At 56.7% G+C, this 24607-nt stretch carries 24 protein-coding genes; 20 read left to right on the top strand and 4 right to left on the bottom strand.

Annotated elements, in window-relative coordinates:
• Positions 1-5: 5 nt before the first annotated feature.
• The 14 genes from pabC to FHC48_RS02065 all read left to right on the top strand — a co-directional run bounded on the left by pabC (position 6) and on the right by FHC48_RS02065 (position 12341).
• The gene (gene pabC / locus FHC48_RS02130) at positions 6-815 is read left to right on the top strand and encodes an aminodeoxychorismate lyase (RefSeq protein ID WP_023327109.1); all 810 of its coding nucleotides are present in this window, start codon (positions 6-8) and stop codon (positions 813-815) included.
• 2 nt (positions 816-817) lie between these two features.
• The gene (yceG, locus tag FHC48_RS02125; RefSeq protein ID WP_059365188.1) at positions 818-1840 is read left to right on the top strand and encodes a cell division protein YceG; all 1023 of its coding nucleotides are present in this window, start codon (positions 818-820) and stop codon (positions 1838-1840) included.
• Positions 1830-2471, top strand: coding sequence for a dTMP kinase (tmk, locus tag FHC48_RS02120; protein ID WP_059365189.1), 642 nt, complete (start codon positions 1830-1832; stop codon positions 2469-2471). Before yceG ends, tmk begins: the two co-directional genes overlap by 11 nt.
• Positions 2468-3472, top strand: coding sequence for a DNA polymerase III subunit delta' (gene holB, locus FHC48_RS02115; protein WP_059365190.1), 1005 nt, complete (start codon positions 2468-2470; stop codon positions 3470-3472). Before tmk ends, holB begins: the two co-directional genes overlap by 4 nt.
• A gap of 10 nt (positions 3473-3482) precedes the next feature.
• Positions 3483-4277: a metal-dependent hydrolase gene (locus FHC48_RS02110; protein WP_008500789.1), complete on the top strand. Its 795-nt coding sequence runs from the start codon at positions 3483-3485 to the stop codon at positions 4275-4277.
• Positions 4278-4573: 296 nt separating this feature from the next.
• Positions 4574-6007 carry a PTS glucose transporter subunit IIBC gene (ptsG, locus tag FHC48_RS02105; protein WP_008500788.1) on the top strand — a complete coding sequence of 478 codons (1434 nt, stop codon included), beginning with the start codon at positions 4574-4576 and terminating at the stop codon, positions 6005-6007.
• Between the two features lie 246 nt (positions 6008-6253).
• Positions 6254-6613 carry a purine nucleoside phosphoramidase gene (hinT, locus tag FHC48_RS02100; RefSeq protein ID WP_008500786.1) on the top strand — a complete coding sequence of 120 codons (360 nt, stop codon included), beginning with the start codon at positions 6254-6256 and terminating at the stop codon, positions 6611-6613.
• Position 6614: 1 nt separating this feature from the next.
• Positions 6615-6989 (top strand): YcfL family protein, encoded by a 375-nt coding sequence (locus FHC48_RS02095; RefSeq protein ID WP_008500785.1) that lies wholly within the window; start codon positions 6615-6617, stop codon positions 6987-6989.
• Between the two features lie 10 nt (positions 6990-6999).
• Positions 7000-7647 carry a penicillin-binding protein activator LpoB gene (gene lpoB / locus FHC48_RS02090; RefSeq protein ID WP_008500784.1) on the top strand — a complete coding sequence of 216 codons (648 nt, stop codon included), beginning with the start codon at positions 7000-7002 and terminating at the stop codon, positions 7645-7647.
• Positions 7628-8440, top strand: coding sequence for a thiamine kinase (thiK, locus tag FHC48_RS02085; RefSeq protein WP_059362923.1), 813 nt, complete (start codon positions 7628-7630; stop codon positions 8438-8440). The genes lpoB and thiK overlap by 20 nt, the downstream gene beginning before the upstream one ends.
• A 23-nt stretch (positions 8441-8463) precedes the next feature.
• The gene (gene nagZ, locus FHC48_RS02080; protein ID WP_220418749.1) at positions 8464-9489 is read left to right on the top strand and encodes a beta-N-acetylhexosaminidase; all 1026 of its coding nucleotides are present in this window, start codon (positions 8464-8466) and stop codon (positions 9487-9489) included.
• 34 nt (positions 9490-9523) lie between these two features.
• Positions 9524-10066 carry an alpha/beta hydrolase YcfP gene (gene ycfP / locus FHC48_RS02075; RefSeq protein ID WP_008500781.1) on the top strand — a complete coding sequence of 181 codons (543 nt, stop codon included), beginning with the start codon at positions 9524-9526 and terminating at the stop codon, positions 10064-10066.
• Positions 10067-10303: 237 nt separating this feature from the next.
• Positions 10304-11608 (top strand): NAD(P)/FAD-dependent oxidoreductase, encoded by a 1305-nt coding sequence (locus FHC48_RS02070; protein ID WP_008500780.1) that lies wholly within the window; start codon positions 10304-10306, stop codon positions 11606-11608.
• 193 nt (positions 11609-11801) lie between these two features.
• Positions 11802-12341: a glycine zipper 2TM domain-containing protein gene (locus tag FHC48_RS02065; RefSeq protein ID WP_008500779.1), complete on the top strand. Its 540-nt coding sequence runs from the start codon at positions 11802-11804 to the stop codon at positions 12339-12341.
• A gap of 59 nt (positions 12342-12400) precedes the next feature.
• On the opposite strand, the gene comR is transcribed toward FHC48_RS02065, so the two are convergent.
• A complete protein-coding gene (gene comR, locus FHC48_RS02060; protein ID WP_008500778.1) occupies positions 12401-13036 on the bottom strand; it encodes a TetR family copper-responsive transcriptional repressor ComR in 636 nt (211 codons plus the stop codon).
• Positions 13037-13280: 244 nt separating this feature from the next.
• On the opposite strand from comR, the gene bhsA reads away from it, so the two are divergent.
• The gene (bhsA, locus tag FHC48_RS02055; RefSeq protein WP_023616599.1) at positions 13281-13538 is read left to right on the top strand and encodes a multiple stress resistance protein BhsA; all 258 of its coding nucleotides are present in this window, start codon (positions 13281-13283) and stop codon (positions 13536-13538) included.
• A 76-nt stretch (positions 13539-13614) separates the two neighbouring features.
• On the opposite strand, the gene FHC48_RS02050 is transcribed toward bhsA, so the two are convergent.
• From FHC48_RS02050 to FHC48_RS02040, 3 genes are all read right to left on the bottom strand, one after another.
• Entirely contained in the window at positions 13615-14580 is a 966-nt protein-coding gene (locus FHC48_RS02050; protein ID WP_059364173.1) for a L,D-transpeptidase family protein, read from the bottom strand.
• Between the two features lie 144 nt (positions 14581-14724).
• Positions 14725-18171 (bottom strand): transcription-repair coupling factor, encoded by a 3447-nt coding sequence (gene mfd / locus FHC48_RS02045; RefSeq protein WP_059364127.1) that lies wholly within the window; start codon positions 18169-18171, stop codon positions 14725-14727.
• A gap of 148 nt (positions 18172-18319) precedes the next feature.
• Positions 18320-19393, bottom strand: a complete 1074-nt coding sequence (locus tag FHC48_RS02040; protein ID WP_032663773.1) for an acyltransferase family protein — start codon at positions 19391-19393, stop codon at positions 18320-18322.
• Between the two features lie 256 nt (positions 19394-19649).
• Here FHC48_RS02040 and lolC point away from each other — a divergent pair, with 256 nt between their 5' ends.
• Genes lolC through cobB form a run of 5 tightly spaced genes read left to right on the top strand, consistent with a single transcriptional unit; the run spans position 19650 to position 24588 of the window.
• Positions 19650-20849: a lipoprotein-releasing ABC transporter permease subunit LolC gene (gene lolC, locus FHC48_RS02035; RefSeq protein ID WP_023616594.1), complete on the top strand. Its 1200-nt coding sequence runs from the start codon at positions 19650-19652 to the stop codon at positions 20847-20849.
• A complete protein-coding gene (gene lolD / locus FHC48_RS02030) occupies positions 20842-21543 on the top strand; it encodes a lipoprotein-releasing ABC transporter ATP-binding protein LolD (protein WP_008500772.1) in 702 nt (233 codons plus the stop codon). Before lolC ends, lolD begins: the two co-directional genes overlap by 8 nt.
• Positions 21543-22787, top strand: a complete 1245-nt coding sequence (gene lolE, locus FHC48_RS02025; RefSeq protein ID WP_008500771.1) for a lipoprotein-releasing ABC transporter permease subunit LolE — start codon at positions 21543-21545, stop codon at positions 22785-22787. The genes lolD and lolE overlap by 1 nt, the downstream gene beginning before the upstream one ends.
• A 53-nt stretch (positions 22788-22840) precedes the next feature.
• The gene (gene nagK / locus FHC48_RS02020; RefSeq protein ID WP_021240740.1) at positions 22841-23752 is read left to right on the top strand and encodes an N-acetylglucosamine kinase; all 912 of its coding nucleotides are present in this window, start codon (positions 22841-22843) and stop codon (positions 23750-23752) included.
• A gap of 14 nt (positions 23753-23766) precedes the next feature.
• Entirely contained in the window at positions 23767-24588 is an 822-nt protein-coding gene (gene cobB, locus FHC48_RS02015) for a Sir2 family NAD+-dependent deacetylase (RefSeq protein WP_021240739.1), read from the top strand.
• Positions 24589-24607 lie beyond the last annotated feature (19 nt).

Raw genomic sequence — 24607 nt, 5'->3', positions numbered from 1 at the left:
CCACCATGTTTTTAATTAATGGCCTTGAGCAAGACACGCTGCCGGCAAGCGACAGGGCGACGCAGTTTGGCGATGGCTGCTTTACGACTGCGCGTATTCTGGAAGGCGACGTGTGCTTGCTTGATGCACACCTCCGCCGTTTACAAGACGCCTGCCAGACGTTACTGATCCCTTTTACGCAGTGGGAAATTCTTGAAAATGAGATGCGTCAGCTGGCGTCAGGTAAAACCAGCGGTGTCTTAAAAGTTATCATTAGCCGAGGCAGCGGTGGGCGGGGGTACAGCGGTGCCGCCTGTCAGCATCCAACACGTATTCTCTCTGTTTCAGCTTATCCTGCTCACTATGCGCGCTGGCGTGAAGAGGGCGTGACGTTGACGCTGAGCCCGGTGCGGCTGGGGCGAAACCCGATGCTTGCCGGACTAAAACATCTTAATCGCCTGGAACAAGTGCTTATTCGTACTCATCTTGAACAGACGGACGCCGATGAGGCGCTAGTCCTTGACAGTGAAGGGCGCATTACGGAATGCTGTGCGGCTAATTTATTCTGGCGTAAGGGGCGCGACGTCTTTACGCCTTCGCTGGCGCAGGCTGGCGTTAACGGCATCATGCGCCAGTTTTGTTTACAGCAGCTCGCACGTTCAGACTTTCGCATTGTCGAAGTTTGCGCAGGAGAAGACGCGCTACATACCGCCGATGAAGTCGTTATCTGCAATGCGTTGATGCCTGTTATCGCCGTCCGTGCGTATGACCAACAGCGCTGGTCTTCGCGCGAGCTGTTCCAGTTTTTAGCCCCGATATGTGAGCAAACCAGATAGTCATGAAGAAAATGTTGCGTTTTGTCCTTCTCCTTATTATTGCGCTGGGTATTGCTGGCGGAGCGGGAGTATGGAAAGTCCGCCAGCTGGCGAACAGTAAAATCTTGATTAAAGACGAGACGATTTTTACCCTGAAAGCCGGTACCGGGCGGATGGCGCTGGGCGAGCAGCTTTACAGGGTTAAAATCATTAACCGTCCTCGTGTGTTCCAGTGGTTATTGCGTATTGAGCCTGATCTATCTCACTTCAAGGCCGGTACCTACCGCTTTACGCCCGGCATGACAGTCAGAGAGATGCTGCAACTGCTGGAAAGCGGTAAAGAAGCCCAGTTCCCGCTGCGTTTTGTCGAAGGTATGCGCCTGAGCGATTACCTCAAACAGCTGCGCGATGCGCCGTATATCAAACATACCCTGAAGGACGACAGCTACCAGACGGTGGCCGACGTGCTCAAGTTTGAGCATCCCGAGTGGGTAGAGGGCTGGTTCTGGCCGGATACCTGGATGTACACCGCAGGCACGACCGATGTGGCGATCCTGAAGCGGGCACACAAAAAAATGGTCGCCGCCGTGGATGCCGCCTGGGAAGGGCGAATGGATGGCTTACCCTATAAAGATAAAAACGAGTTTGTCACCATGGCCTCGATTATCGAAAAAGAAACCGCCGTTGCCGCCGAGCGCGATCGGGTGGCGTCAGTATTTATCAATCGTCTGCGCATTGGTATGCGCCTGCAAACCGACCCTACCGTCATCTACGGCATGGGAGAGAACTATACGGGCAAGATTTCCAGAAAAGATCTGGAAACGCCAACGGCGTATAATACCTACGTGATTAGCGGTTTACCGCCTGGCCCGATTGCCACGCCGAGCGAGGCTTCTCTCAAAGCCGCCGCGCACCCGGCGAAAACACCGTATCTCTATTTTGTGGCTGATGGAAAAGGGGGGCATACCTTTAACACCAACCTTGCCAGCCACAATCGCTCTGTTCAGGACTATCTGAAGGCACTTAAGGAAAAAAATGCGCAGTAAATACATTGTCATTGAGGGACTCGAAGGGGCGGGTAAAACCACTGCCCGCAACGTAGTGGTGGACACGCTGAAATCGCTTGGCGTCGCCGACATGGTCTTCACCCGCGAGCCGGGCGGTACACAACTTGCGGAGAAACTGCGCAGCCTGGTGCTGGATATTAAATCCGTTGGCGACGAAGTTATCACTGACAAAGCCGAAGTGTTGATGTTCTACGCGGCGCGCGTACAGCTGGTTGAGACGGTGATCAAACCCGCGTTGGCCGAGGGTAAATGGGTGATCGGCGATCGCCACGATCTGTCGACTCAGGCCTACCAGGGCGGGGGACGCGGTATTGACCAGACGATGCTGGCAACGCTGCGCGATGCCGTACTGGGTGATTTTCGCCCCGACCTGACCCTCTATCTGGATGTTACGCCGGAAGTGGGCCTCAAACGCGCCCGCGCGCGCGGCGAGCTGGACCGCATTGAACAAGAGTCCTTTGATTTCTTTAACCGCACCCGTGCGCGCTATCTTGAGCTGGCGGCACAGGATAGCGCTATTCGTACCATCGATGCGACGCAGTCGCTGGATGACGTCACGCACAACATCCAGCAGACCGTTACGCAGTGGGTACAGGAGCAGCAGACATGAAATGGTATCCATGGTTGCGTCCGCACTTTGAGCAGCTGATCGGCAGCTATCAGGCGGGGCGGGGGCATCATGCGTTACTGATTCAGGCATTGCCAGGGATGGGGGATGAGGCGTTAATTTATGCCCTCACCCGTTTTCTGATGTGCCAGCAGCCGGAAGGGCACAAAAGCTGTGGTAAGTGCCGCGGCTGCCAGCTGATGCATGCGGGCACACATCCTGACTACTACACCCTTGAGCCTGAGAAGGGCAAGAGCGCGCTGGGTATTGATGCCGTGCGTGAGGTCAGTGAAAAATTGTACGAACATGCGCGTCTGGGTGGCGCTAAGGTCGTCTTGCTCAAAGACGCCACCCTGCTGACCGAGGCGGCGGCTAACGCCCTGCTTAAGACTCTTGAAGAGCCGCCGGAAAAAACGTGGTTTTTCCTCTCGTGCCGCGATCCGGGACGATTGCTGGCGACGTTGCGCAGCCGCTGCCGTCTTCATCACCTTGCGGTGCCTCAGGAATCATGGGCGCTGAGCTGGCTGGAGCGAGAGGTGACAACGTCACCTGAAAGTGCGCTGTCCGCCTTGCGCCTGAGTAGCGGCGCGCCCGCGGCGGCGCTGGCCTTGCTGCAACCTGACGTCTGGTCACAGCGAGAAGCGCTCTGCCGGGCCGTCGAAGCGGCGCTGAATAACAACGACTGGCTAAGCTTACTCCCGACACTTAACAGCGATAGTGCCGTTGAGCGTCTGCACTGGCTGGCCGCGTTGCTGCTGGATGCCCTTAAAATTCAGCAAGGGGCAACGCTGCTGACTAACCCTGACGCGTGGCCACTGGTGAGTACGCTGGCGAACCGCCTCTCCGGCGCGATTCTTCACGCGATGCTTCATGAAGTTTGCCAGAGCCGCGAACAGCTTTTAACCGTGACGGGTCTTAATCGCGAGCTTTTACTGACCGACCAGTTACTGCGCATTGAACATTACCTGCAACCCGGCGTCACACCGCCAGTTTCCCATCTCTGAGAGAGACATTATGTTTTTAGTCGACTCACACTGCCATCTTGATGGCCTGGATTATCAATCCCTGCATAAAAACGTGGATGACGTGCTGGAAAAAGCCGCTGCCCGCGATGTGAAATTCTGCCTTGCGGTGGCGACGACGCTGCCGGGTTATCGCACCATGCGTGAGCTGGTGGGCGTTCGCGACAACGTGGTGTTCTCCTGCGGCGTGCATCCGCTGAATCAGGACGAGGCGTATGACGTTGAGGAACTGCGCCGACTGGCAGCAGAAGAGGGCGTGGTGGCGATGGGGGAGACGGGCCTGGACTATTTTTACACGCCGGAAACGAAACCGCGGCAGCAGGAGTCCTTCCGCCATCATATCCGCATTGGCCGCGAACTGAACAAGCCGGTCATTGTGCATACCCGCGATGCGCGTGCCGACACCCTGGCGATCCTTCGGGAAGAAAACGTGACGGATTGCGGTGGCGTACTACACTGTTTCACAGAAGACAGAGAAACGGCGGGTAAACTGCTTGATTTAGGGTTTTATATTTCGTTTTCCGGGATCGTGACGTTCCGTAACGCTGAGCAGCTCCGGGATGCCGCGCGTTATGTTCCGCTCGATCGCATTCTGGTGGAGACAGACTCTCCGTATCTGGCCCCGGTACCGCATCGCGGTAAAGAGAACCAACCGGCGATGACGCGAGACGTGGCTGAGTACATGGCCGTACTGAAGGGCGTCAGCATCGAAGAGCTGGCCCGCGTGACCACGGAAAACTTCTCAACGCTGTTCCATATTGACCCCGCCCGCCTGCAATCTGTCTGATACACCTGTTTTTTTAGGCTCGTAATTAATAAATAAAACGAGTAAAGTTCACCGCCTCATTTGGGGCGGTGAGGGTGTTTTTAGACACATCCGGACATGCTTTTTGTAAATAACTGAAAGTTTTTCGACCGCCTTAAGCTGAAACGTGATAGCCGTCAAACAAACTCAGAGGGAATTATTTTACTCTGTGTAATAAATAAAGGGCGCTTAGATGTCCTGTCCACGGCACGGTACTCCCCCCGGGCCAATGCGTGAAAGCGTAAAAAAAGCACAAATACTCAGGAGCACTCTCAATTATGTTTAAGAATGCATTTGCTAACCTGCAAAAGGTCGGTAAATCGCTGATGCTGCCAGTATCCGTACTGCCTATCGCAGGTATCCTGCTGGGTGTCGGTTCTGCTAACTTCAGCTGGCTGCCAGCCGTAGTGTCCCATGTGATGGCCGAAGCAGGCGGTTCTGTCTTTGCTAACATGCCACTGATCTTCGCGATCGGTGTGGCTCTGGGCTTCACCAATAACGACGGCGTATCTGCGCTGGCTGCAGTGGTTGCTTACGGCATCATGGTGAAAACCATGGCTGTGGTTGCGCCGCTGGTTCTGCATTTACCGGCAGAAGAGATCGCCGCGAAACACCTGGCGGACACCGGTGTTCTGGGCGGTATCATTTCCGGTGCGATTGCAGCGTACATGTTCAACCGCTTCTATCGCATCAAGCTGCCTGAGTACCTGGGCTTCTTCGCGGGCAAGCGTTTCGTTCCGATCATCTCTGGTCTGGCAGCGATTTTCACTGGCGTGATCCTGTCCTTCATCTGGCCACCAATCGGCTCCGCTATCCAGACCTTCTCTCAGTGGGCTGCTTACCAGAACCCGGTCGTGGCGTTTGGTATCTACGGCTTCATCGAGCGTTGCCTGGTGCCATTCGGTCTGCACCACATCTGGAACGTTCCATTCCAGATGCAGATTGGTGAATTCACCAACGCAGCAGGCCAGGTATTCCACGGCGATATCCCACGTTACATGGCGGGTGACCCAACTGCAGGTAAACTGTCTGGTGGCTTCCTGTTCAAAATGTACGGTCTGCCAGCAGCGGCGATTGCTATCTGGCACTCTGCTAAGCCAGAGAACCGTGCAAAAGTGGGCGGTATCATGATCTCCGCAGCGCTGACCTCGTTCCTGACCGGTATCACCGAGCCGATCGAGTTCTCCTTCATGTTCGTTGCGCCGATCCTGTACGTTATCCACGCGATTCTGGCGGGCCTGGCGTTCCCAATCTGTATTCTGCTGGGTATGCGTGACGGTACGTCCTTCTCTCACGGTCTGATCGACTTCATCGTTCTGTCCGGTAACAGCAGCAAACTGTGGCTGTTCCCAATCGTGGGTGCGTGCTACGCCGTTGTTTACTACACCATCTTCCGCGTGCTGATTAAAGCACTGGACCTGAAAACCCCAGGCCGTGAAGATGCGACAGAAGACAGCAAAGCTGGCGCGACCAGCGAAATGGCTCCGGCACTGGTTGCCGCGTTCGGCGGTAAAGAGAACATCACTAACCTGGACGCGTGCATCACTCGTCTGCGTGTGAGCGTTGCCGACGTCGCGAAAGTAGACCAGCCGGGTCTGAAAAAACTGGGCGCAGCGGGCGTGGTTGTTGCAGGTTCTGGTGTACAGGCAATTTTCGGTACGAAATCCGATAACCTGAAAACCGAAATGGATGAATACATCCGCAACAACTAAGCTGTGACCTGGGGAGACTAAGGCAGCCGAATGGCTGCCTTTTTTATTTCTGTCTTAAAAAAATGCAGCAGCACGCTTTAACGGTCACTCTTCGTTCAGCTGATGAACATTCAGGAAAGAAATCGAGGGAGGAGGTTGAAAGGACAGGAGAAACTCGCTCATACTCTTGAATTGTGTCACGCACTCAACCAGAGCGTGTGTTAACAGCAATTGCTCGCGCCAGATTAAACAAAAAAGGAAAAGGTCATGGCTGAAGAAACGATTTTCAGTAAAATTATCCGTCGCGAAATCCCGTCGGATATCGTCTATCAGGATGAACTGGTAACGGCTTTCCGGGATATTTCCCCTCAGGCACCGACGCACGTCCTTATCATTCCCAATATTCTGATTCCGACCGTAAACGACGTAAAAACCGAGCATGAAGTGGCGTTAGGTCGTATGCTGACGGTGGCCGCGAAAATCGCTGAACAGGAAGGCATTGCAGAAGACGGTTACCGTCTGATCATGAACTGCAACCGTCATGGTGGCCAGGAAGTTTATCATATTCACATGCATCTGCTGGGTGGACGTCCTCTGGGGCCGATGCTGGCACATAAAGGTCTTTGATATGCGTAAAGGGCGTATTGCAGCGCTGGTATTGACGATGATGATTGTGGGGTGCAGCTCGCGCCCGGCAATACCCGTGAACGATGAACAGACGCTGGTGATGGAATCCTCCGTGCTTGCCGCGGGCATCACGGCGCAACAACCCGTGCTGACCATCAGTGAAATCAATTCCTCTGCCTCCTCTACGCTCTTTAATGAAAGACATGAACCCGTGACGGTCCACTACCGTTTTTTCTGGTATGACGTAAGAGGTCTTGAAATGCATCCGCTGGAGGCGCCGCGCAGCGTCACCATTCCGGCCAGATCGTCGGTAACGCTCTATGGCAGCGCCAACTATCTGGGTGCGCATAAGGTGAGACTTTATCTTTATCTCTAAGGGGTGAACCTTGATTAAAAACTTGAGCCGCTATGCGCTCGTGACAGCTTTCGCGCTGTTCCTGGCGGGGTGTGTGACCCGAACTGAACAGCCAGCGCCTGTGGAAGAGGCGAAACCGGGCACTGAACAGCCGACACAGCCAACGCAGCCGCAGCCAACCGTGCCGTCTGTGCCGTCTATTCCGTCACAGCCTGGCCCGATTGAGCATCCAGACCAGACGTCACAGCCCACGCCGCGCGTGCGCCATTACGACTGGAACGGCGCAATGCAGCCCATGGTCGGCAAAATGCTGCAGGCACAGGGCGTGACGGCAGGTAGCGTGTTGCTGGTTGATAGCGTGAACAACCGTACCAACGGTTCGCTGAACGCGGGCGAAGCGACGGAAACGCTGCGCAATGCGCTGGCAAACAACGGTAAGTTTACGCTGGTCTCCGCCCAGCAGCTCGCGGTAGCCAAACAGCAGCTTGGCCTGTCGCCACAGGACAGCCTCGGCACACGCAGCAAGGCGATCGGCATTGCCCGTAACGTTGGCGCACAGTATGTGCTGTACTCTAACGCTACCGGTAACGTGAATACACCGGCCCTGCAGATGCAGCTGATGCTGGTTCAGACAGGCGAAATTATCTGGTCAGGTAAAGGTGCGGTTACGCAACAATGACAGCACGCGTGAAGAGATTCTGACGCGCTATTTTCCTCAGTACCGCCTTATCGCGCCGCAGGCCCACTCCGGGCTTGGCGGCGCGAGTTGCATTATAGCGCAGGGGGAACGACGCCTGGTCTTGCGGCAACATCACGACCCCTATGCGCCTGCCTCCCATTTCCGTCGTCAGTTTCGCGCCCTGAGGCGTCTTCCGTCAGATCTCGTGCCTGCCCCCCGTTTTTTCAGAGAGAGCTGGATGGCCGTCGACTATCTGGACGGTGACGTGAAAAGCGCGCTGCCGGACACGCCGACGCTCGTGGCAATGCTGTATCATCTGCACCGGCAGCCACGTCTGGGATGGCGAATCATGTTATACCCGCTGCTTGAACGCTACTGGCAGCAGGCCGCGCCTGACAGACGCACTCCAGTGTGGCTGGCACATCTCAAGTGGTTGCGTAAAGCAGGCGAGCCGCAGCCGATTCGGCTATCGCCGCTGCACATGGATGTTCATGCCGGAAATATTGTGCATACGGCAGAGGGCATCAGGCTCATCGACTGGGAATACGCCGGAGATGGCGATGTGGCGCTGGAGCTGGCGGCAGTCTGGACGGAGAGTGACGACGCGCGGCAGACGCTTATCAGGAACTACGCCGAGGTGGCGCACATTGACGCCGACGCGCTCAGGCGTCAGGTCAAACGCTGGCGGCCATGGGTCGTCATGTTAATGGCTGGCTGGTTTGAAATGCGCTATCAGCAGTCAAGAGACAAACATTTTATTGCGCTGGCAGACGATGCCTGGCGTCAGTTATAAACGAAAGGATAAGAGAGGTGGATGTGGGTCCAGTCATGTTGGATGTAGAAGGGTTTGAACTGGATGCGGAGGAGCGTGAAATTCTGGCGCATCCGCTGGTGGGGGGCCTGATCCTGTTTACCCGCAACTATCACGATCCGGCGCAGCTGCGCGAGCTGGTGCGTCAGATCCGCGCCGCGTCGCGCAACCATCTGGTGGTCACCGTCGATCAGGAAGGCGGCCGGGTGCAGCGTTTTCGCGAAGGGTTTACCCGCCTGCCGGCGGCCCAGTCTTTTGCCGCGCTGCTCGGCACGGAAGAGGGCGGGACACTGGCGCAGGAGGCCGGCTGGCTGATGGCCAGCGAAATGATTGCCATGGATATCGACATCAGTTTTGCCCCGGTGCTGGACGTGGGGCATATCAGCGCCGCCATTGGCGAGCGCTCGTACCATGACGATCCGCGCATTGCGCTGGCCATGGCGACCCGCTTCATTGACGGCATGCACGATGCCGGGATGAAAACCACCGGGAAACACTTCCCTGGCCACGGGGCGGTGACGGCGGACTCGCATAAAGAGACCCCGCGCGATCCGCGTCCGGAAGCAGAAATTCGCGCCAAAGATATGTCGGTGTTCAGGTCGCTTATCACCGACAACAAGCTGGATGCCATCATGCCTGCGCACGTGATTTACAGCGACGTTGATCCGCGTCCTGCCAGCGGCTCTCCGCACTGGCTGAAAACCGTTCTGCGTCAGGAGCTGGGCTTCAATGGCGTGATTTTCTCTGACGATCTATCAATGGAAGGGGCGGCGATTATGGGCAGCTACGCTGAACGCGGTCAGGCGTCGCTGGATGCAGGTTGCGATATGATCCTGGTCTGCAATAATCGTAAAGGTGCCGTTAGCGTGCTGGATAACCTGTCGCCGATCAATGCAGAGCGTGTTACGCAATTGTATCATAAAGGTTCATTTAGCCGTCAGGAGCTGATGGATTCGGCGCGCTGGAAGACGGTCAACGCCCGGCTTGAAGACCTGAATGAGCGCTGGCAGGCACATAAAGCCAGCCTGTAAACCCTCCCGGAAGGCGTAGCGTGGTGAGAAGACGATGATCATCTATTTACACGGTTTTGACTCAAACAGTCCTGGTAATCATGAGAAGGTGCTGCAGCTGCAGTTTATCGATCCGGATGTCCGGTTGATCAGCTACAGCACGCGCCATCCGAAGCATGATATGCAGCACCTGCTCAAAGAGGTGGACAAGATGTTGCAGCTCAACGTCGACGATCGGCCGTTGATTTGCGGCGTGGGGCTGGGCGGCTACTGGGCAGAGCGGATTGGCTTCCTGTGTGACATCCGTCAGGTGGTATTCAATCCCAACCTTTTCCCGAACGAAAACATGGAAGGCAAAATCGACCGCCCGGAAGAGTATGTCGATATTGCGACCAAGTGCGTCAGCAATTTTCGGGAGAAAAACCGTGACCGCTGCCTGGTGATCCTGTCGCGTAACGATGAGGCGCTCAACAGCCACCGGGCTGCAGAACTGCTGCATCATTACTATGAGATCGTCTGGGACGAAGAACAGACCCACAAGTTTAAGAATATCTCCCCGCACCTCCAGCGCATCAAAGCCTTTAAAACGCTGGGCTAAACCACAGCCTGCCGCTTCAGAAACCCGGTCGCGAACGCGCACCGGGTTTCTTTTTGTCCAGAATTGTCTACTTTTAAGCCATCAAAACTTGATGCATATCAATTTTGGTATGACCAATGCGCCTGACGTGGTATTCTCAATGCACCTGAATGGTTTCAGTGCTGTAACCTGTTGTTAATTAAGGGTTATTTTTATAACTTTTAATTAACAATTGGTTAATAATTTGAGGGGGTCACGTTGACTACGCCATTGAAAAAGATAGTGATTGTAGGCGGTGGTGCTGGCGGGCTGGAGCTGGCGACACAGTTGGGTAAGAAGCTGGGGCGCGGTAAAAAAGCCAAAATCACGCTGGTGGATCGTAACCACAGCCACCTGTGGAAACCGCTGCTGCACGAAGTAGCGACCGGCTCTCTGGACGAGGGCGTGGACGCGCTCAGCTATCTGGCACACGCGCGCAACCATCATTTCCAGTTCCAGCTGGGCTCGGTGGTGGACATCAACCGTGAAAGCAAAACCATCACTCTGGCAGAACTGCGTGATGAAAAAGGGGAGCTGTTGGTTCCTGAGCGCAAGCTGCCGTACGACACCCTGGTCATGGCGCTGGGCAGTACCTCCAACGACTTCAACACGCCGGGCGTGAAAGAGCACTGTATCTTCCTCGATAACCCGCACCAGGCGCGTCGTTTCCATCAGGAAATGCTGAACCTGTTCCTGAAGTACACCAGCAATATGGGTGCGAACGGTAAGGTCAATATCGCCATTGTCGGCGGCGGTGCGACGGGCGTTGAGCTGTCCGCTGAGCTGCACAATGCGGTGAAGCAGCTGCACAGCTACGGTTACAAAGGGTTAACGAACGAAGCGCTGAACGTCACGCTGGTCGAAGCCGGTGAACGCATTCTGCCTGCGCTGCCTCCGCGTATTTCCGGTGCGGCGCACAATGAACTCACCAAGCTGGGCGTGCGGGTGCTGACGCAGACCATGGTGACCAGCGCCGACGAAGGCGGCCTGCACACCAAAGACGGCGAGTATATCAAAGCGGATCTGATGGTCTGGGCGGCAGGTATCAAAGCGCCTGACTTTATGAAAGATATCGGCGGCCTGGAAACCAACCGCATTAATCAGCTGGTCACGGAGCCAACGCTGCAAACCACGCGTGACCCTGAAATCTTTGCTATTGGTGACTGCGCCTCCTGCGCCCGTCCTGAAGGTGGATTCGTGCCGCCGCGCGCCCAGGCTGCACACCAGATGGCAAGCCTGGTCCTGCACAACATTCTGGCGCAGTACAAAGGCAAGCCAATGAAGGCCTATGTCTACAAAGACCACGGTTCTCTGGTGTCTCTGTCAAACTTCTCAACCGTCGGCAGCCTGATGGGCAACCTGATGCGCGGCTCAATGATGGTAGAAGGGCGCATTGCCCGCTTCGTGTACATCTCCCTGTACCGTATGCACCAGATTGCGCTGCACGGCTACTTCAAAACCGGGCTGATGATGCTGGTGGGCAGAATCAACCGCGTGATCCGTCCGCGTCTGAAGCTGCACTAATCTTTCACTCCCTCCGGGCTCTCCGGAGGGAGTTTTTAGCATTTCATGCTGTAGATCACAGTTTGACTGCTTCAGAGTTCTCCTAAATAGAATATATCTCCTCGCTATGCCCCTTTTTTGATCCTTTATCTGATTGGCGAAGCCGTGCCTCCATTGCAAAATTGTTACCAATAGCAACAAAGGAGGAAGTCCCGTGAATAAATCAATGTTGGCGGGTATAGGGATTGGCGTCGCGGCTGCGTTAGGTGTGGCTGCCGTTGCCAGTCTCAACGTATTAGACCGCGGCCCGCAGTATGCGCAGGTGGTTTCTGCTACACCGATTAAAGAAACGGTAAAAACGCCTCGTCAGGAGTGCCGTAACGTCTCCGTGACGCATCGTCGTCCGGTGCAGGATGAAAACCGTATCGCCGGTTCTGTTCTGGGTGCGGTAGCGGGTGGCGTGATTGGTCACCAGTTTGGCGGCGGCCGGGGTAAAGATGTAGCGACCGTGGTCGGCGCGCTGGGTGGCGGCTATGCCGGTAACCAGGTGCAGGGCGCGATGCAGGATAACGATACCTACACCACGACTCAGCAACGCTGCAAAACCGTCTATGACAAGTCGGAAAAAATGCTGGGTTATGACGTGACGTACAAAATTGGCGATCAGCAGGGCAAAATCCGCATGGATAAAGACCCGGGCACGCAAATTCCGCTCGATGGAAATGGCCAGCTGGTTCTGAATAACAAAGTGTAAAAAAGATGTTCTCTGAATTTAGCTCCTCATGCGCTCAGGCTGAGGAGCTTTTTTTTGCTTCAGATTTTGAGTAGCTCAGGCCACAGCCGCAGCGTGGTGTCGCTGATATTCTGCAGTTTTTCCAGCGTTGCCCCTTCACGGGCGCTGATCGACATCCCCTGCAAAATACAGCTCAGGTATTGCGCCAGCAGCTGAGGGTTGCACTGTGCAGGGATTTCACCGCGCTGCTGCCGCTGAGCCAGAAAGGCGCTCAGCGTCTCCTCCTGCATGGCATGACGCGATTTCACCGTATTGGCAATCTCTTTCGAGGACGCCGCCAGGGTGGCAGAGGTGTTAATCATAAAGCAGCCCGCAGGCGTGTCCTTACTGGTGAAGCAGGTCGCGACGGCGGTGAAGTAATCCCGAAGCGCCTGTTCGACGCTTTTCTCTTCACAAAACAGCTGGGCTTCGTGTTTCGCCGCAAAGCGCGAAATGTATCTGTCCAGCACTGCCCTGAACAGCCCCTCTTTATTGGTAAATTCGGCATAGAGCGTCGGCGCTTTGGCGCCGGTGGCTTCTACCAGATCGGAAAGCGAGGTTGCTTCATACCCATGTTGCCAGAAGAGAGTCATGGCCTTATCAAGCGCTGCATCCCTGTCAAACACTTTTGGTCGGCCACGGCTTTTCTTTGCACAACTCGTGACGTCGGTTGTCATGTGCCGTTGGTCCTCTGTTGGTTTGTTGAATGACCATTATAAAAATAAACGCAAGTCACCACCAGCGCTGAATGCTTAAAAATAAATTAATCATATGAGTATGAAAAATAACGACTTTAAAATTAAGTTAACGACCATTATAAAATTATGTTGACGTGTGAGGTGGATCACATTTATGATTTACCTATCGATCGTTAACTAAATAGCTAACGACCTCCAAATTCATCTGCTAAAGGTAAACATCATGAAAAACGTAAAAACCCTCATCGCTGCTGCTGTCCTGAGTTCACTCTCTTTCGCAAGCTTTGCGGCTGTACAGGTACAGTCCACTCCAGCCGATCAGCATAAAGTCGGCACGATCTCTGCCTCTGCCGGGACTAACCTGGGTTCACTGGAAGATCAGCTGGCGCAAAAAGCGCAAGAGATGGGTGCAAAATCTTACCGCATCACCTCTGTGACCGGTCCTAACACCCTGCACGGCACCGCCGTCATCTACAAATAAGCCGGGCATAAACCCTCATTTATGCCACTGCAATAAAAAAACGCCCTGCTTAGCAGGGCGTTTTTTTATTTATGATTTACATCGATTGCTGGATAACATCGTGATGCCGGGTGACGTCGGTCGGCATGCCTGAACGGGCCTCCATTGCGCGCTCCATCACCTCGCTGTTGGTATTCGCATTCGTTTTGAAGCTTACCATCGCGGCATTCAGGTTAATGGGCAGCGTCTGCGGGTCATCGCCAATGTTTTTCGATAGCGGCTGGTGAATTTCAACCAGCCGCACGCCGCCCGGCTCCTCAGAAACCTTGATCGGCGTATTGATGATATTGACTTTGGTACCCGGCGTAACGACGTTAAACAGCGTTTTGATATCGTCATCGCGCAGACGAATGCAGCCCGAGCTGACGCGCATGCCGATGCCAAAGTCCGCATTCGTTCCGTGCAGCAGGTAAACGCCGCCGTAGGCCGCCAGACGGATCGCGTGGTGACCCATCGGGTTATCCGGGCCTGCTGGCACCACGGCTGGAAGATCGATGCCCTGAGCTTTATACCGTGCACGAATATTGGCCGTTGGTGTCCAGGTTGGATTCGCGCGTTTATCCGAGACGGTGGTGACCATCGTCGGCGTCAGGGTGTCGCCGCCCAGCTGACCAATACCAATCGGGTAGACGGTCACCTCATTTTTACCCGGCGGGTAATAGTACAGACGCAGCTCCGCCAGATTTATGACGATCCCCTCACGCGGAGCGTCCGGCAGGATAGTCTGTAACGGGATAGTCAATACGCTGCCCGCGCGCGGGACGTAGGGGTCGACGCCAGGGTTCGCCTGCAGCAGGGCCAGAAAACCAACGTTATATTTTTTGGCAATGGCTTCCAGCGAACCGCCATTATTTTCAACCACATGAAAGCGGTTTTCCCCCACCACCTTGCTGCCGGACGGAGGAAGGGGCCAGGTATTTGCGCGAGCGGGAAGCGCAACCGCAACGGTGGCTGCCAGCGCAAACAGGGTTAACCAGCGAGTCATACGCGAAGAGATCATCACCATAATCCATGTAAATGATAAGGTTATTGTTTTATAAGGCGTTAACGATAATTATGGCGAATGGGTGTGTCGGGAAGATCGGGTGAAGTGCAAAGAGTTTGTAAATTGTCCCCCGTTAGCGCTGGGCTAACGGGGGAAGGGAGGTCAGGCGATCGCGTTCTCTTCCAGCTGGCGCATAAAGTTACGCACCCAGTCCATGCGGGTTTTGCGCTCCGTCAGCTCCTGGGTAAATTTGAGACGCGTTGGGCCATCCAGACGGAAATGCTGCGGCTGTTTTTGCAGCAGACCGATGAGCCACATCGGGTTGACGTGGTTCTTCTCGGCGAACTCAATCACGCCGCCTTTTTCGTTGCCTTCAAGCTTGCGAATGCCCAGCTTCTGCGCCTGCTGGCGCAGGCGCGCGATATCCAGCAGATTTCGCGCCGCATCGGGCAGCAGACCAAAGCGGTCGATCAGCTCAACCTTAATCTCTTCCAGCTCGCTTTCCTTCTTCGCGCTGGCGATGCGCTTGTAGAACGACAGTCGGGTATTCACGTCCGGAATAAAATCGTCCGGCAGCAGGGAAGGCATACGCAGCTCGACCTCGGTTTGCTGGCTGGTGAGATCTTCCAGCGACGGCTCGCGCCCGGCCTTCAGGGCATCAACCGCGTTTTCCAGCAGTTCCATATAGAGCGAGAAGCCGATGGTTTCCATCGAGCCGCTCTGGTCCTCACCCAGCAGCTCGCCGGCACCGCGGATCTCGAGATCGTGCGTGGCCAGCGCGAAGCCTGCGCCGAGGTCTTCCAGCGAGGCGATGGCTTCCAGACGCTTCTGCGCATCGGTGGTCATCGCTTTCGGATGCGGCGTCAGCAGCCAGGCGTAGGCCTGATGGTGCGAACGCCCGACGCGGCCGCGCAGCTGGTGAAGCTGCGCCAGGCCAAAGTGATCCGCACGTTCAATGATGATGGTGTTCGCCGTCGGAATGTCGATCCCGGTTTCGATGATGGTGGTACACACCAGCACGTTAAAGCGCTGATGGTGGAAGTCGTTCATCACCCGTTCCAGCTCGCGCTCGCGCATCTGCCCGTGACCGATAGCAATGCGCGCTTCCGGCACCAGCTCCGCCAGCCTGTCGGCCGCTTTCTGGATGTTTTCCACGTCGTTGTACAGGTAATAGACCTGACCCCCGCGCAGCACTTCACGCAGAATGGCCTCACGCACCACCAGATTATCGTACTCGCGGACGAAGGTTTTTACCGCCAGACGGCGCGCCGGCGGCGTGGCAATAATCGACAGATCGCGCATGCCGCTCATCGCCATGTTCAGGGTTCTCGGGATCGGCGTCGCGGTCAGGGTCAGGATATCGACGTCGGCGCGCATCGCTTTGATGCGTTCCTTATGACGCACCCCGAAGCGGTGCTCTTCGTCGACGATCAGCAGCCCCAAATCTTTCCACTTCACGTCGCTTTGCAGCAGCTTATGGGTGCCGATCAGAATATCAATCTTGCCTTCGCTGGCCTGCTCCAGAATCTGCGTCTGCTCTTTGGCGCTGCGAAAACGTGACAGCATCTCGATGCGTACCGGCCAGTTGGCGAAGCGGTCGCGGAAGTTGTCGAAGTGCTGCTGAGCGAGCAGGGTGGTTGGCACCAGCACCGCCACCTGCTTGTTGTTTTCCACCGCAAGGAAGGCGGCGCGCATCGCCACTTCGGTTTTACCGAAGCCGACGTCGCCGCACACTAAACGGTCCATCGCCAGCGGCTGGCACATGTCGCTCAGCACGGCATTAATAGCCTGAGCCTGATCCGGCGTGGTTTCAAACGGGAAGCTGTCGCAGAAGAGCTGATACTGTTCCTTATCATGCTTAAAGGCGAAGCCCTCTTTGGCCGCGCGCTGGGCGTAGATATCCAGCAGCTCGGCGGCCACGTCGCGCACTTTTTCCGCGGCCTTCTGGCGCGCGCGCGCCCAGGCGTCGCCGCCCAGCTTGTGCAGCGGCGCGTTCTCTTCGGCACCGCCCGCGTAGCGGCTGATCAGATGCAGGGACGACACCGGGACATACAGTTTGGCGTCGTTCGCGTAGGTCAGCATCAGGTATTCACCTTTAATGCCGCCCGCCTCGAGCGTGGTCATCCCCTGATAGCGTCCAACGCCATGCTCCAGGTGAACAATCGGCTGGCCCGGATGCAGTTCGGCCAGGTTGCGGATCAGCGTGTCCGGGTTGATGGTTCGACGGCTGTCCTGACGACGGCGCGCGACGCGCTCGCCCAGCAGGTCGCTTTCGCAAATCAGCGCCAGGTTGTTGAGCGTGTCGATGAACCCATGCTCGGCGGCGCCAATCATCAGGTAACGGCCGTTTCCGGTCGCTTCGCTCAGGCGCAGGATGCGCTTCGGCGCCACCTTAATGCGTCCCAGCAGCTCACCTAACGCTTCGCGACGGCCTTCACTCTCAACGGAGAACACCACCGGGCCGGTAAAGGACTCCAGGAACTTGCGCAGATTATCCAGCGGGGATTTCTGCTGCGCCTGGACGGCCAGGTCCGGCAGCGTCCGGAAGGCGAGGTTGGTGTTAGCGGCCTTATCGGCAAGCGAATCGGTTTTCAGCTGCATGCGCGGCCAGCGCTTCAGCTCGGCGTTGAGCTCGTCGGTACGCAGCCACAGCGCTTCCGGCGGCAGCAGCGGACGCATCGGGTCAACGCCCCGGTTTTCGAAGCGAGCGCGGGTTTCGCTTTCAAAGCGGCTGGCGCTGGCGTCGATATCCCCGGTGTTAACAATCAGGGTATTCGCCGGGAAGTAGCTGAACAGGGCAGGGAGCGGCTCGCTGAAGAACAGCGGCTGCCAGTATTCGATCCCGGCAGGCAGCGTGCCTTTGCTGACCTGTTGATAAATATGTTCCGCGTCGCGCTTCACCTCGAACTTATCGCGCCACTGGCTGCGGAACAGTTCGATAGCGGTTTTGTCCGTCGGGAACTCATGCGCGGGCAGTAAATTGATGGACTCCACTTCCTCCAGCGTGCGCTGCGTGTCGGCGTCGAAGACGCGCAGGCTGTCGATTTCATCATCGAAAAAGTCCAGACGATACGGCTGGTCGCTGCCCATCGGGTAAAGGTCGAGCAGCGCGCCGCGGGTCGCATATTCCCCGTGCTCCATCACCTGATCGACGTGGCGGTACCCGGCGCCGTCAAGCTGCGCCCGCAGGGCATCACGGGACAGGCGCTGACCTTTTTTCATTACCAGCGCGTGACCGTGCAGGTAGCTGTGCGGACAGACGCGTTGCATCAGGGTGTTTACCGGCACAATCAGCACGCCGCGCTGCATGGTCGGGAGTTGATAGAGCGTCGACAGGCGCGAGGAGATGATCTCCTGGTGCGGAGAGAAGCTGTCATAGGGCAGCGTTTCCCAGTCGGCCAGGCTGAACACCAGATTATCGGTGAACTGGCGAATTTCATCGTGCAGGCGCAGGGCGTTTTGCATATCCGGGGCAACCAGTATCACCGGGCCAGGATGACGCTCAGCAATTTCCGCCACCAGCGTGGCGCACGCTGCGCCCGTGAGTTCACCCAGCTGGCGCTGGTCGCCCGCTTTGACAGGCAAGGAATAACGATAGTGTTCAGGCATGGCTATGTCAGAGTCTCTTATGGATATACCAACAGTATTGGGGCATATCACTGATACGCAATGTCTTTATTATCCTCGATCGTTTTACATAAGCAAATCGTAACCGCACGGCGGGGTTATACGCCCCCGAAAGGGGGCGGAGAGGGCATTAACGAGTGGTCGGCGAGAGCGTAAGCGTCGAAGGCGGAGAAAAGAAAATGTCCCCGAACAGCGCGGTGGAGAGTTTACGCACCCCCAGCCCGGCCAGGGTACAGATAAGCAGGCTGGCAAACGGGTAGACCAGAATTAAGGTGAGTTCAGCCCAGAGCGGCCAGTACGCGGCATTCATCTCGCCAATCAGGAACAGGCTAAAGGCCTCAATGAGGATGCGGTGGGTGGTATAAATCGCAATGGTATTGGAGCCAATCACGTTCAGCAGGTTGTCAGGGTGAACGGCATAGCGCTGCTCAACGCTGTAGAACAGCTTCATGATCAGCACAATCGACAGCAAGGAGAGCAGCAGCGGAACGTTAGCAAACCACAGCACCACGGAGACGGCGGCGAAAGCGCCCGTTGCCAGCCAGGTGCGGCGCAGGTTTAGATTTTTCATCCATGCCATCAGCTCAGCGCCATACCACGCCCCGAGGCTGTAGTAGATCATGTTGCGTACCACGCTGTTCATTCCCCACCACGGCAGCGGCAGGAAGTTGATCGCGATGCTTGCCAGCGCCAGCAGTCCCAGCATCGGCAGCTTCCAGCGGCTCAGCAGCTTACACAACGTGAAGTAGACCACCAGGGCATACAGATACCACAGGCTGGTGCTGGCGGTGAGCATCCCTTGCACAAATCCCAGGAGCGAATCGGCGTAGGCCGCGTTCGACGAGGTGGCAACCTCGCGATCGGGCGCCAGCCAGGCGTTCAGGTGGGTCAGCGCCTGCCATTGCAGAATCCCCCACAGCGCCAGAACCCAGACAATGCTCCAGATTCGCTTGTCGAGGCTGGTTCGCCAGTCCACCTCGTCAATATAACGACGGATCAGATAGCCGGAGATAAAGAAAAAGACCGGCATACGGAAGGGGGCGAGATAGAGATTAAAATAGATCCAGCATTTGGCGAGAAGGCCAGAGAGCGGGTGTTGCAGCCCGATCAGGTGCGGATAAAACGTGATAACTGAATGGTAGATAACCACCAGGCAGATGCACAGCCCTTTTATCTGGTTAATCCATAATGCTTTTTGCTTCATTGTTCGCAACTACCTTATTGCCATAGACGAACGAGCAATTGTTGTTAAACGAAACCGGGCTGTAATGGGTAACAGTCTGTATCAGGAGGTTTTTCGGAAAAGGTGGAGGTTGCGAGGGGCGGTTTCAGATATTAGTATCCTGATTTATCTGAATTTTTTGGAAAAATGATTACCAAAGCTTACGGTTTCAGTCATTTACGCTTAACGGATTCGCTTATATACTCGTGGGTCTGCTATCAGCAAACAGACGGACTTCATGTATCAACCTGTCGCACTCTTCATAGGCTTACGCTACATGCGTGGGCGCGCCGCGGACCGCTTCGGTCGCTTTGTCTCCTGGCTTTCGACTATTGGCATTACGCTTGGCGTGATGGCACTGGTGACGGTGCTTTCCGTCATGAATGGCTTCGAGCGCGAGCTGCAAAACAACATCCTGGGGCTGATGCCGCAGGCCGTACTCTCATCGACTAACGGTTCGGTTAACCCACAGCAGCTGCCGGAAAGCGCGGCGAAGTTACAGGGCGTCACGCGCGTTGCGCCACTGACCACCGGCGACGTGGTGCTGCAAAGCGCCCGCAGCGTGGCGGTCGGCGTGATGCTGGGTATTGACCCGGCGCAAAAAGACCCGCTGACGCCGTATCTCGTAAACGTGAAGCAGACTGACCTGGAAGCCGGAAAATACAACGTGATTCTGGGTGAGCAGCTTGCCGGTCAGCTTGGCGTCAACCGCGGCGACCAGCTCCGCGTGATGGTGCCTTCAGCCAGCCAGTTTACGCCGATGGGGCGCCTGCCAAGCCAACGCCTGTTTACCGTGGTTGGGACCTTTGCCGCCAACAGTGAAGTCGATGGTTACCAGATGCTGGTTAACATTCAGGACGCGTCACGCCTGATGCGCTACCCGGCCGGCAATATCACCGGCTGGCGCCTGTGGCTCGACGCGCCGCTGAAGGTCGATACCCTCAGCCAGCAAAAACTGCCGGACGGCACCAAATGGCAGGACTGGCGCGAGCGTAAAGGCGAGCTGTTCCAGGCCGTGCGGATGGAGAAAAACATGATGGGGCTGCTGCTGAGCCTGATCGTCGCCGTGGCTGCTTTTAACATCATCACCTCGCTGGGGCTGATGGTGATGGAGAAGCAGGGCGAGGTCGCTATCCTGCAAACCCAGGGGCTGACGCCGCGGCAGATCATGGCCGTGTTTATGGTGCAGGGGGCCAGCGCCGGTATCATCGGCGCGCTGCTCGGGGCGGTGCTGGGTGCGCTGCTTGCCAGCCAGCTCAACAATTTAATGCCGATCATCGGCGCGCTGCTTGACGGCGCGGCGCTGCCGGTGGCCATCGAGCCGCTGCAGGTGGTCGGTATTGCGCTGGCCGCGATGGCCATTGCGCTGCTTTCAACGCTTTATCCTTCCTGGCGCGCCGCCGCCACTCAACCCGCTGAGGCTTTACGTTATGAATAAGATCCTGTTGCAATGCGACAACCTGTCCAAACGCTATCAGGAAGGCACTGTGCAAACCGACGTGCTGCACAATGTGAGCTTTAGCGTGGGTGAAGGCGAGATGATGGCGATTGTCGGCAGCTCCGGCTCCGGTAAGAGTACCTTATTACATCTGCTGGGCGGGCTGGATACCCCAACCAACGGCGACGTGATTTTCTCCGGCCAGCCGATGAGCAAAATGTCCTCGGCGGCGAAGGCCGAGCTGCGTAACCGCGAGCTGGGCTTTATCTACCAGTTCCACCACCTGCTGCCGGACTTCACGGCGCTGGAAAACGTGGCGATGCCGCTGCTGATTGGCAAAAAGAAACCGGCTGAGATTAACGCCCGCGCCAGCGACATGCTGAAAGCGGTAGGGCTGGGCCATCGCGGAAACCACCGTCCGTCGGAGCTGTCCGGCGGCGAGCGTCAGCGCGTGGCGATTGCCCGTGCGCTGGTCAACAACCCGCGTCTGGTGCTGGCGGATGAGCCTACCGGTAACCTGGACGCCCGCAACGCGGACAGTATTTTCCAGCTTCTGGGCGAGCTGAACGCCTCGCAGGGCACCGCGTTTCTGGTGGTGACCCACGATCTGCAGCTGGCAAAACGCATGGGGCGCCAGCTTGAGATGCGCGACGGCCATCTGAACGCGGAACTGACCCTGATGGGAGCAGAGTAATGGCGTCACCGTTATCGTTACTCATCGGTTTACGTTTTAGCCGCGGCCGCCGTCGCGGCGGCATGGTGTCGCTGATCTCCGTTATCTCGACCATCGGTATTGCGCTGGGTGTGGCGGTGCTGATCGTCGGCCTGAGCGCCATGAACGGCTTCGAGCGCGAGCTGAATAACCGTATTCTGGCGGTCGTGCCGCACGGGGAGATCGAACCGGTTAACCAGCCGTGGACGAACTGGAGCGACGCCCTGAACAAAGTGGAAAAAGTGCCCGGTATCGCCGCGGCTGCGCCCTACATTAACTTTACCGGGCTGGTGGAGAGCGGGGTAAACCTGCGCGCCATCCAGGTGAAAGGGGTGAATCCGACGCAGGAAGCGCGCCTCAGCGCGCTGCCGAACTACGTGCAGAACGGCGCGTGGGCCAACTTCAAGGCGGGCGAGCAGCAGATCATCATGGGTAAAGGCGTTGCTGATGCCCTGAAGGTGAAGCAGGGCGACTGGGTGTCAATCATGATTCCGAATGCCAGCGCCGATCACAAACTGCAGCAGCCAAAGCGCGTGCGCCTGCACGTTACCGGTATTCTTCAGCTGAGCGGTCAGCTTGACCACAGCTTTGCGATGGTGCCGATGGAGGATGCACGCCAGTATCTCGACATGGGCGACAGCGTGACGGGCATTGCCATTAAGGTGAACGACGTCTTTAACGCTAACAAACTGGTGCGCGACGCGGGCAGCGTGACCAATAACTATGTCTACATCAAAAGCTGGATCGGCACTTACGGCTATATGTACCGTGATATCCAGATGATCCGCGCCATTATGTATCTGGCGATGGTGCTGGTGATCGGTGTTGCGTGCTTTAATATCGTCTCGACGCTGGTGATGGCGGTCAAAGACAAGAGCGGCGACATCGCCGTGCTGCGTACCCTTGGGGCAAAAGACGGCCTTATTCGCGCCATTTTCGTCTGGTACGGTTTGCTGGCGGGGCTGTTCGGCAGCCTGTGCGGCGTGGTGATTGGCGTGGTGGTTTCCCTGCAGCTAACGCCGATTATCAACGGCATTGAAAAGCTTATTGGTCACCAGTTCCTGTCGGGTGATATCTATTTTATTGACTTCCTGCCGTCTGAACTGCACTGGCTGGATGTTTTTTATGTGCTGCTTACAGCACTTTTACTGAGTCTGCTGGCAAGCTGGTATCCGGCGCGTCGCGCAAGCCGAATTGATCCGGCGAGGGTATTAAGTGGCCAGTAATTACGTCACGATCTAGCGGCTTTCGGGTCGCCAGATCGAAAGAGGAATGCGTTATGTATTATGGATTTGATATTGGCGGCACCAAGATTGCGCTCGGCGTGTTTGATAAAGACCTCAAACTGCAGTGGGAAACCCGCGTTCCCACGCCGCGCGACAGCTACGACGAATTTTTAACCGCCATTGCCGCGCTGGTGGCGCAGGCTGATGAACGCTTTGGCGTGAAAGGCAGCGTCGGCATTGGTATTCCGGGCATGCCGGAAACCGACGATGGTACGCTTTATGCGGCCAACGTGCCTGCCGCCAGCGGTAAACCGCTGCGCGCCGATCTCTCCGCGCTCCTTGAACGCGACGTGCGTTTAGATAACGACGCCAACTGCTTTGCGCTCTCCGAAGCCTGGGATGATGAGTTCCGTCAATATCCGCTGGTGATGGGGCTGATCCTCGGTACCGGCGTCGGCGGAGGAATCGTCATCAATGGTAAGCCCATCACCGGCCGCAGCTACATCACCGGCGAGTTTGGTCATATCCGCCTGCCGGTGGATGCGCTGGAGGTCGTCGGCCGTGATTTCCCGCTGACCCGCTGCGGCTGCGGGCAGCACGGCTGTATTGAGAACTACCTGTCTGGCCGCGGGTTTGCATGGCTTTACGAACACTTCTATCATCAGAAACTTGAGGCCCCTCAAATCATTACCCTGTGGGAGCAAGGGGATGCGCAGGCGCGTGAGCACGTCGAGCGCTATCTGGATCTGCTGGCGGTGTGTCTGGGCAATATTCTCACCATCGTCGACCCGGATCTGCTGGTGATTGGGGGAGGGCTCTCAAACTTTACCGCGATTACGGAACGGTTGTCCGGGCGTTTGCCCCGACATTTATTGCCGGTTGCCCGCGTGCCGCGTATTGAACGCGCGCGACACGGGGACGCAGGAGGCATGCGCGGAGCCGCATTCCTTCATCTCACCGATTAGTTTACGAGGTTTCTATGCTGTCGCGTCGCCAGGGTCGACTCAGCCGTTTTCGCAAAAATAAACGCCGCTTGCGTGAGCGCTTGCGCCAGCGGATCTTTTTCAGAGACAGAATGATGCCAGAAGCGATGGATAAACCCAGAGTGGTGGTGCTGACCGGGGCGGGGATCTCCGCCGAGTCAGGTATTCGAACCTTCCGCGCGGCGGACGGGCTGTGGGAAGAGCACCGCGTGGAGGATGTCGCCACGCCGGAAGGCTTTGCCCGTGACCCGGATCTTGTGCAGGCGTTTTACAACGCCCGCCGTCGTCAGCTTCAGCAGCCTGACGTCGCGCCGAATGCCGCGCATCTGGCGCTGGCGAAGCTGGAAGAGGCGCTGGGCGATCGTTTTCTGCTGGTGACGCAGAATATCGACAACCTTCACGAGCGGGCCGGTAACAAGAACATCATCCATATGCACGGCGAGCTGCTCAAAGTTCGCTGCGCCTGGAGCGGTCAGGTGCTGGACTGGAAAGAGGACGTGCTGCCGGAGGATAAGTGCCACTGCTGCCAGTTCCCGTCGCGCCTGCGTCCGCACGTGGTCTGGTTCGGAGAAATGCCGCTGGGAATGGATGAGATCTACAGCGCGCTGGCGATGGCCGACGTGTTTATCGCCATCGGCACATCCGGCCATGTTTACCCGGCGGCGGGGTTTGTCCACGAAGCGCGGCTGCACGGTGCGCATACGGTTGAACTCAATCTTGAGCCAAGCCAGGTGGGCAGCGAGTTTGAAGAGAAACACTACGGTCTGGCAAGCACGGTTGTTCCGGAATTTGTCGACAAGCTGCTGAAAGGTCTGTAACGCGAATCGCGTGAAAAGG

Origin of the sequence: Enterobacter sp. EC_50 (assembly GCF_019584525.1) — a bacterium.
In the GTDB taxonomy this organism is placed as follows: domain Bacteria; phylum Pseudomonadota; class Gammaproteobacteria; order Enterobacterales; family Enterobacteriaceae; genus Enterobacter; species Enterobacter roggenkampii.
This window is presented reverse-complemented; position numbering and strand designations above follow the sequence as displayed.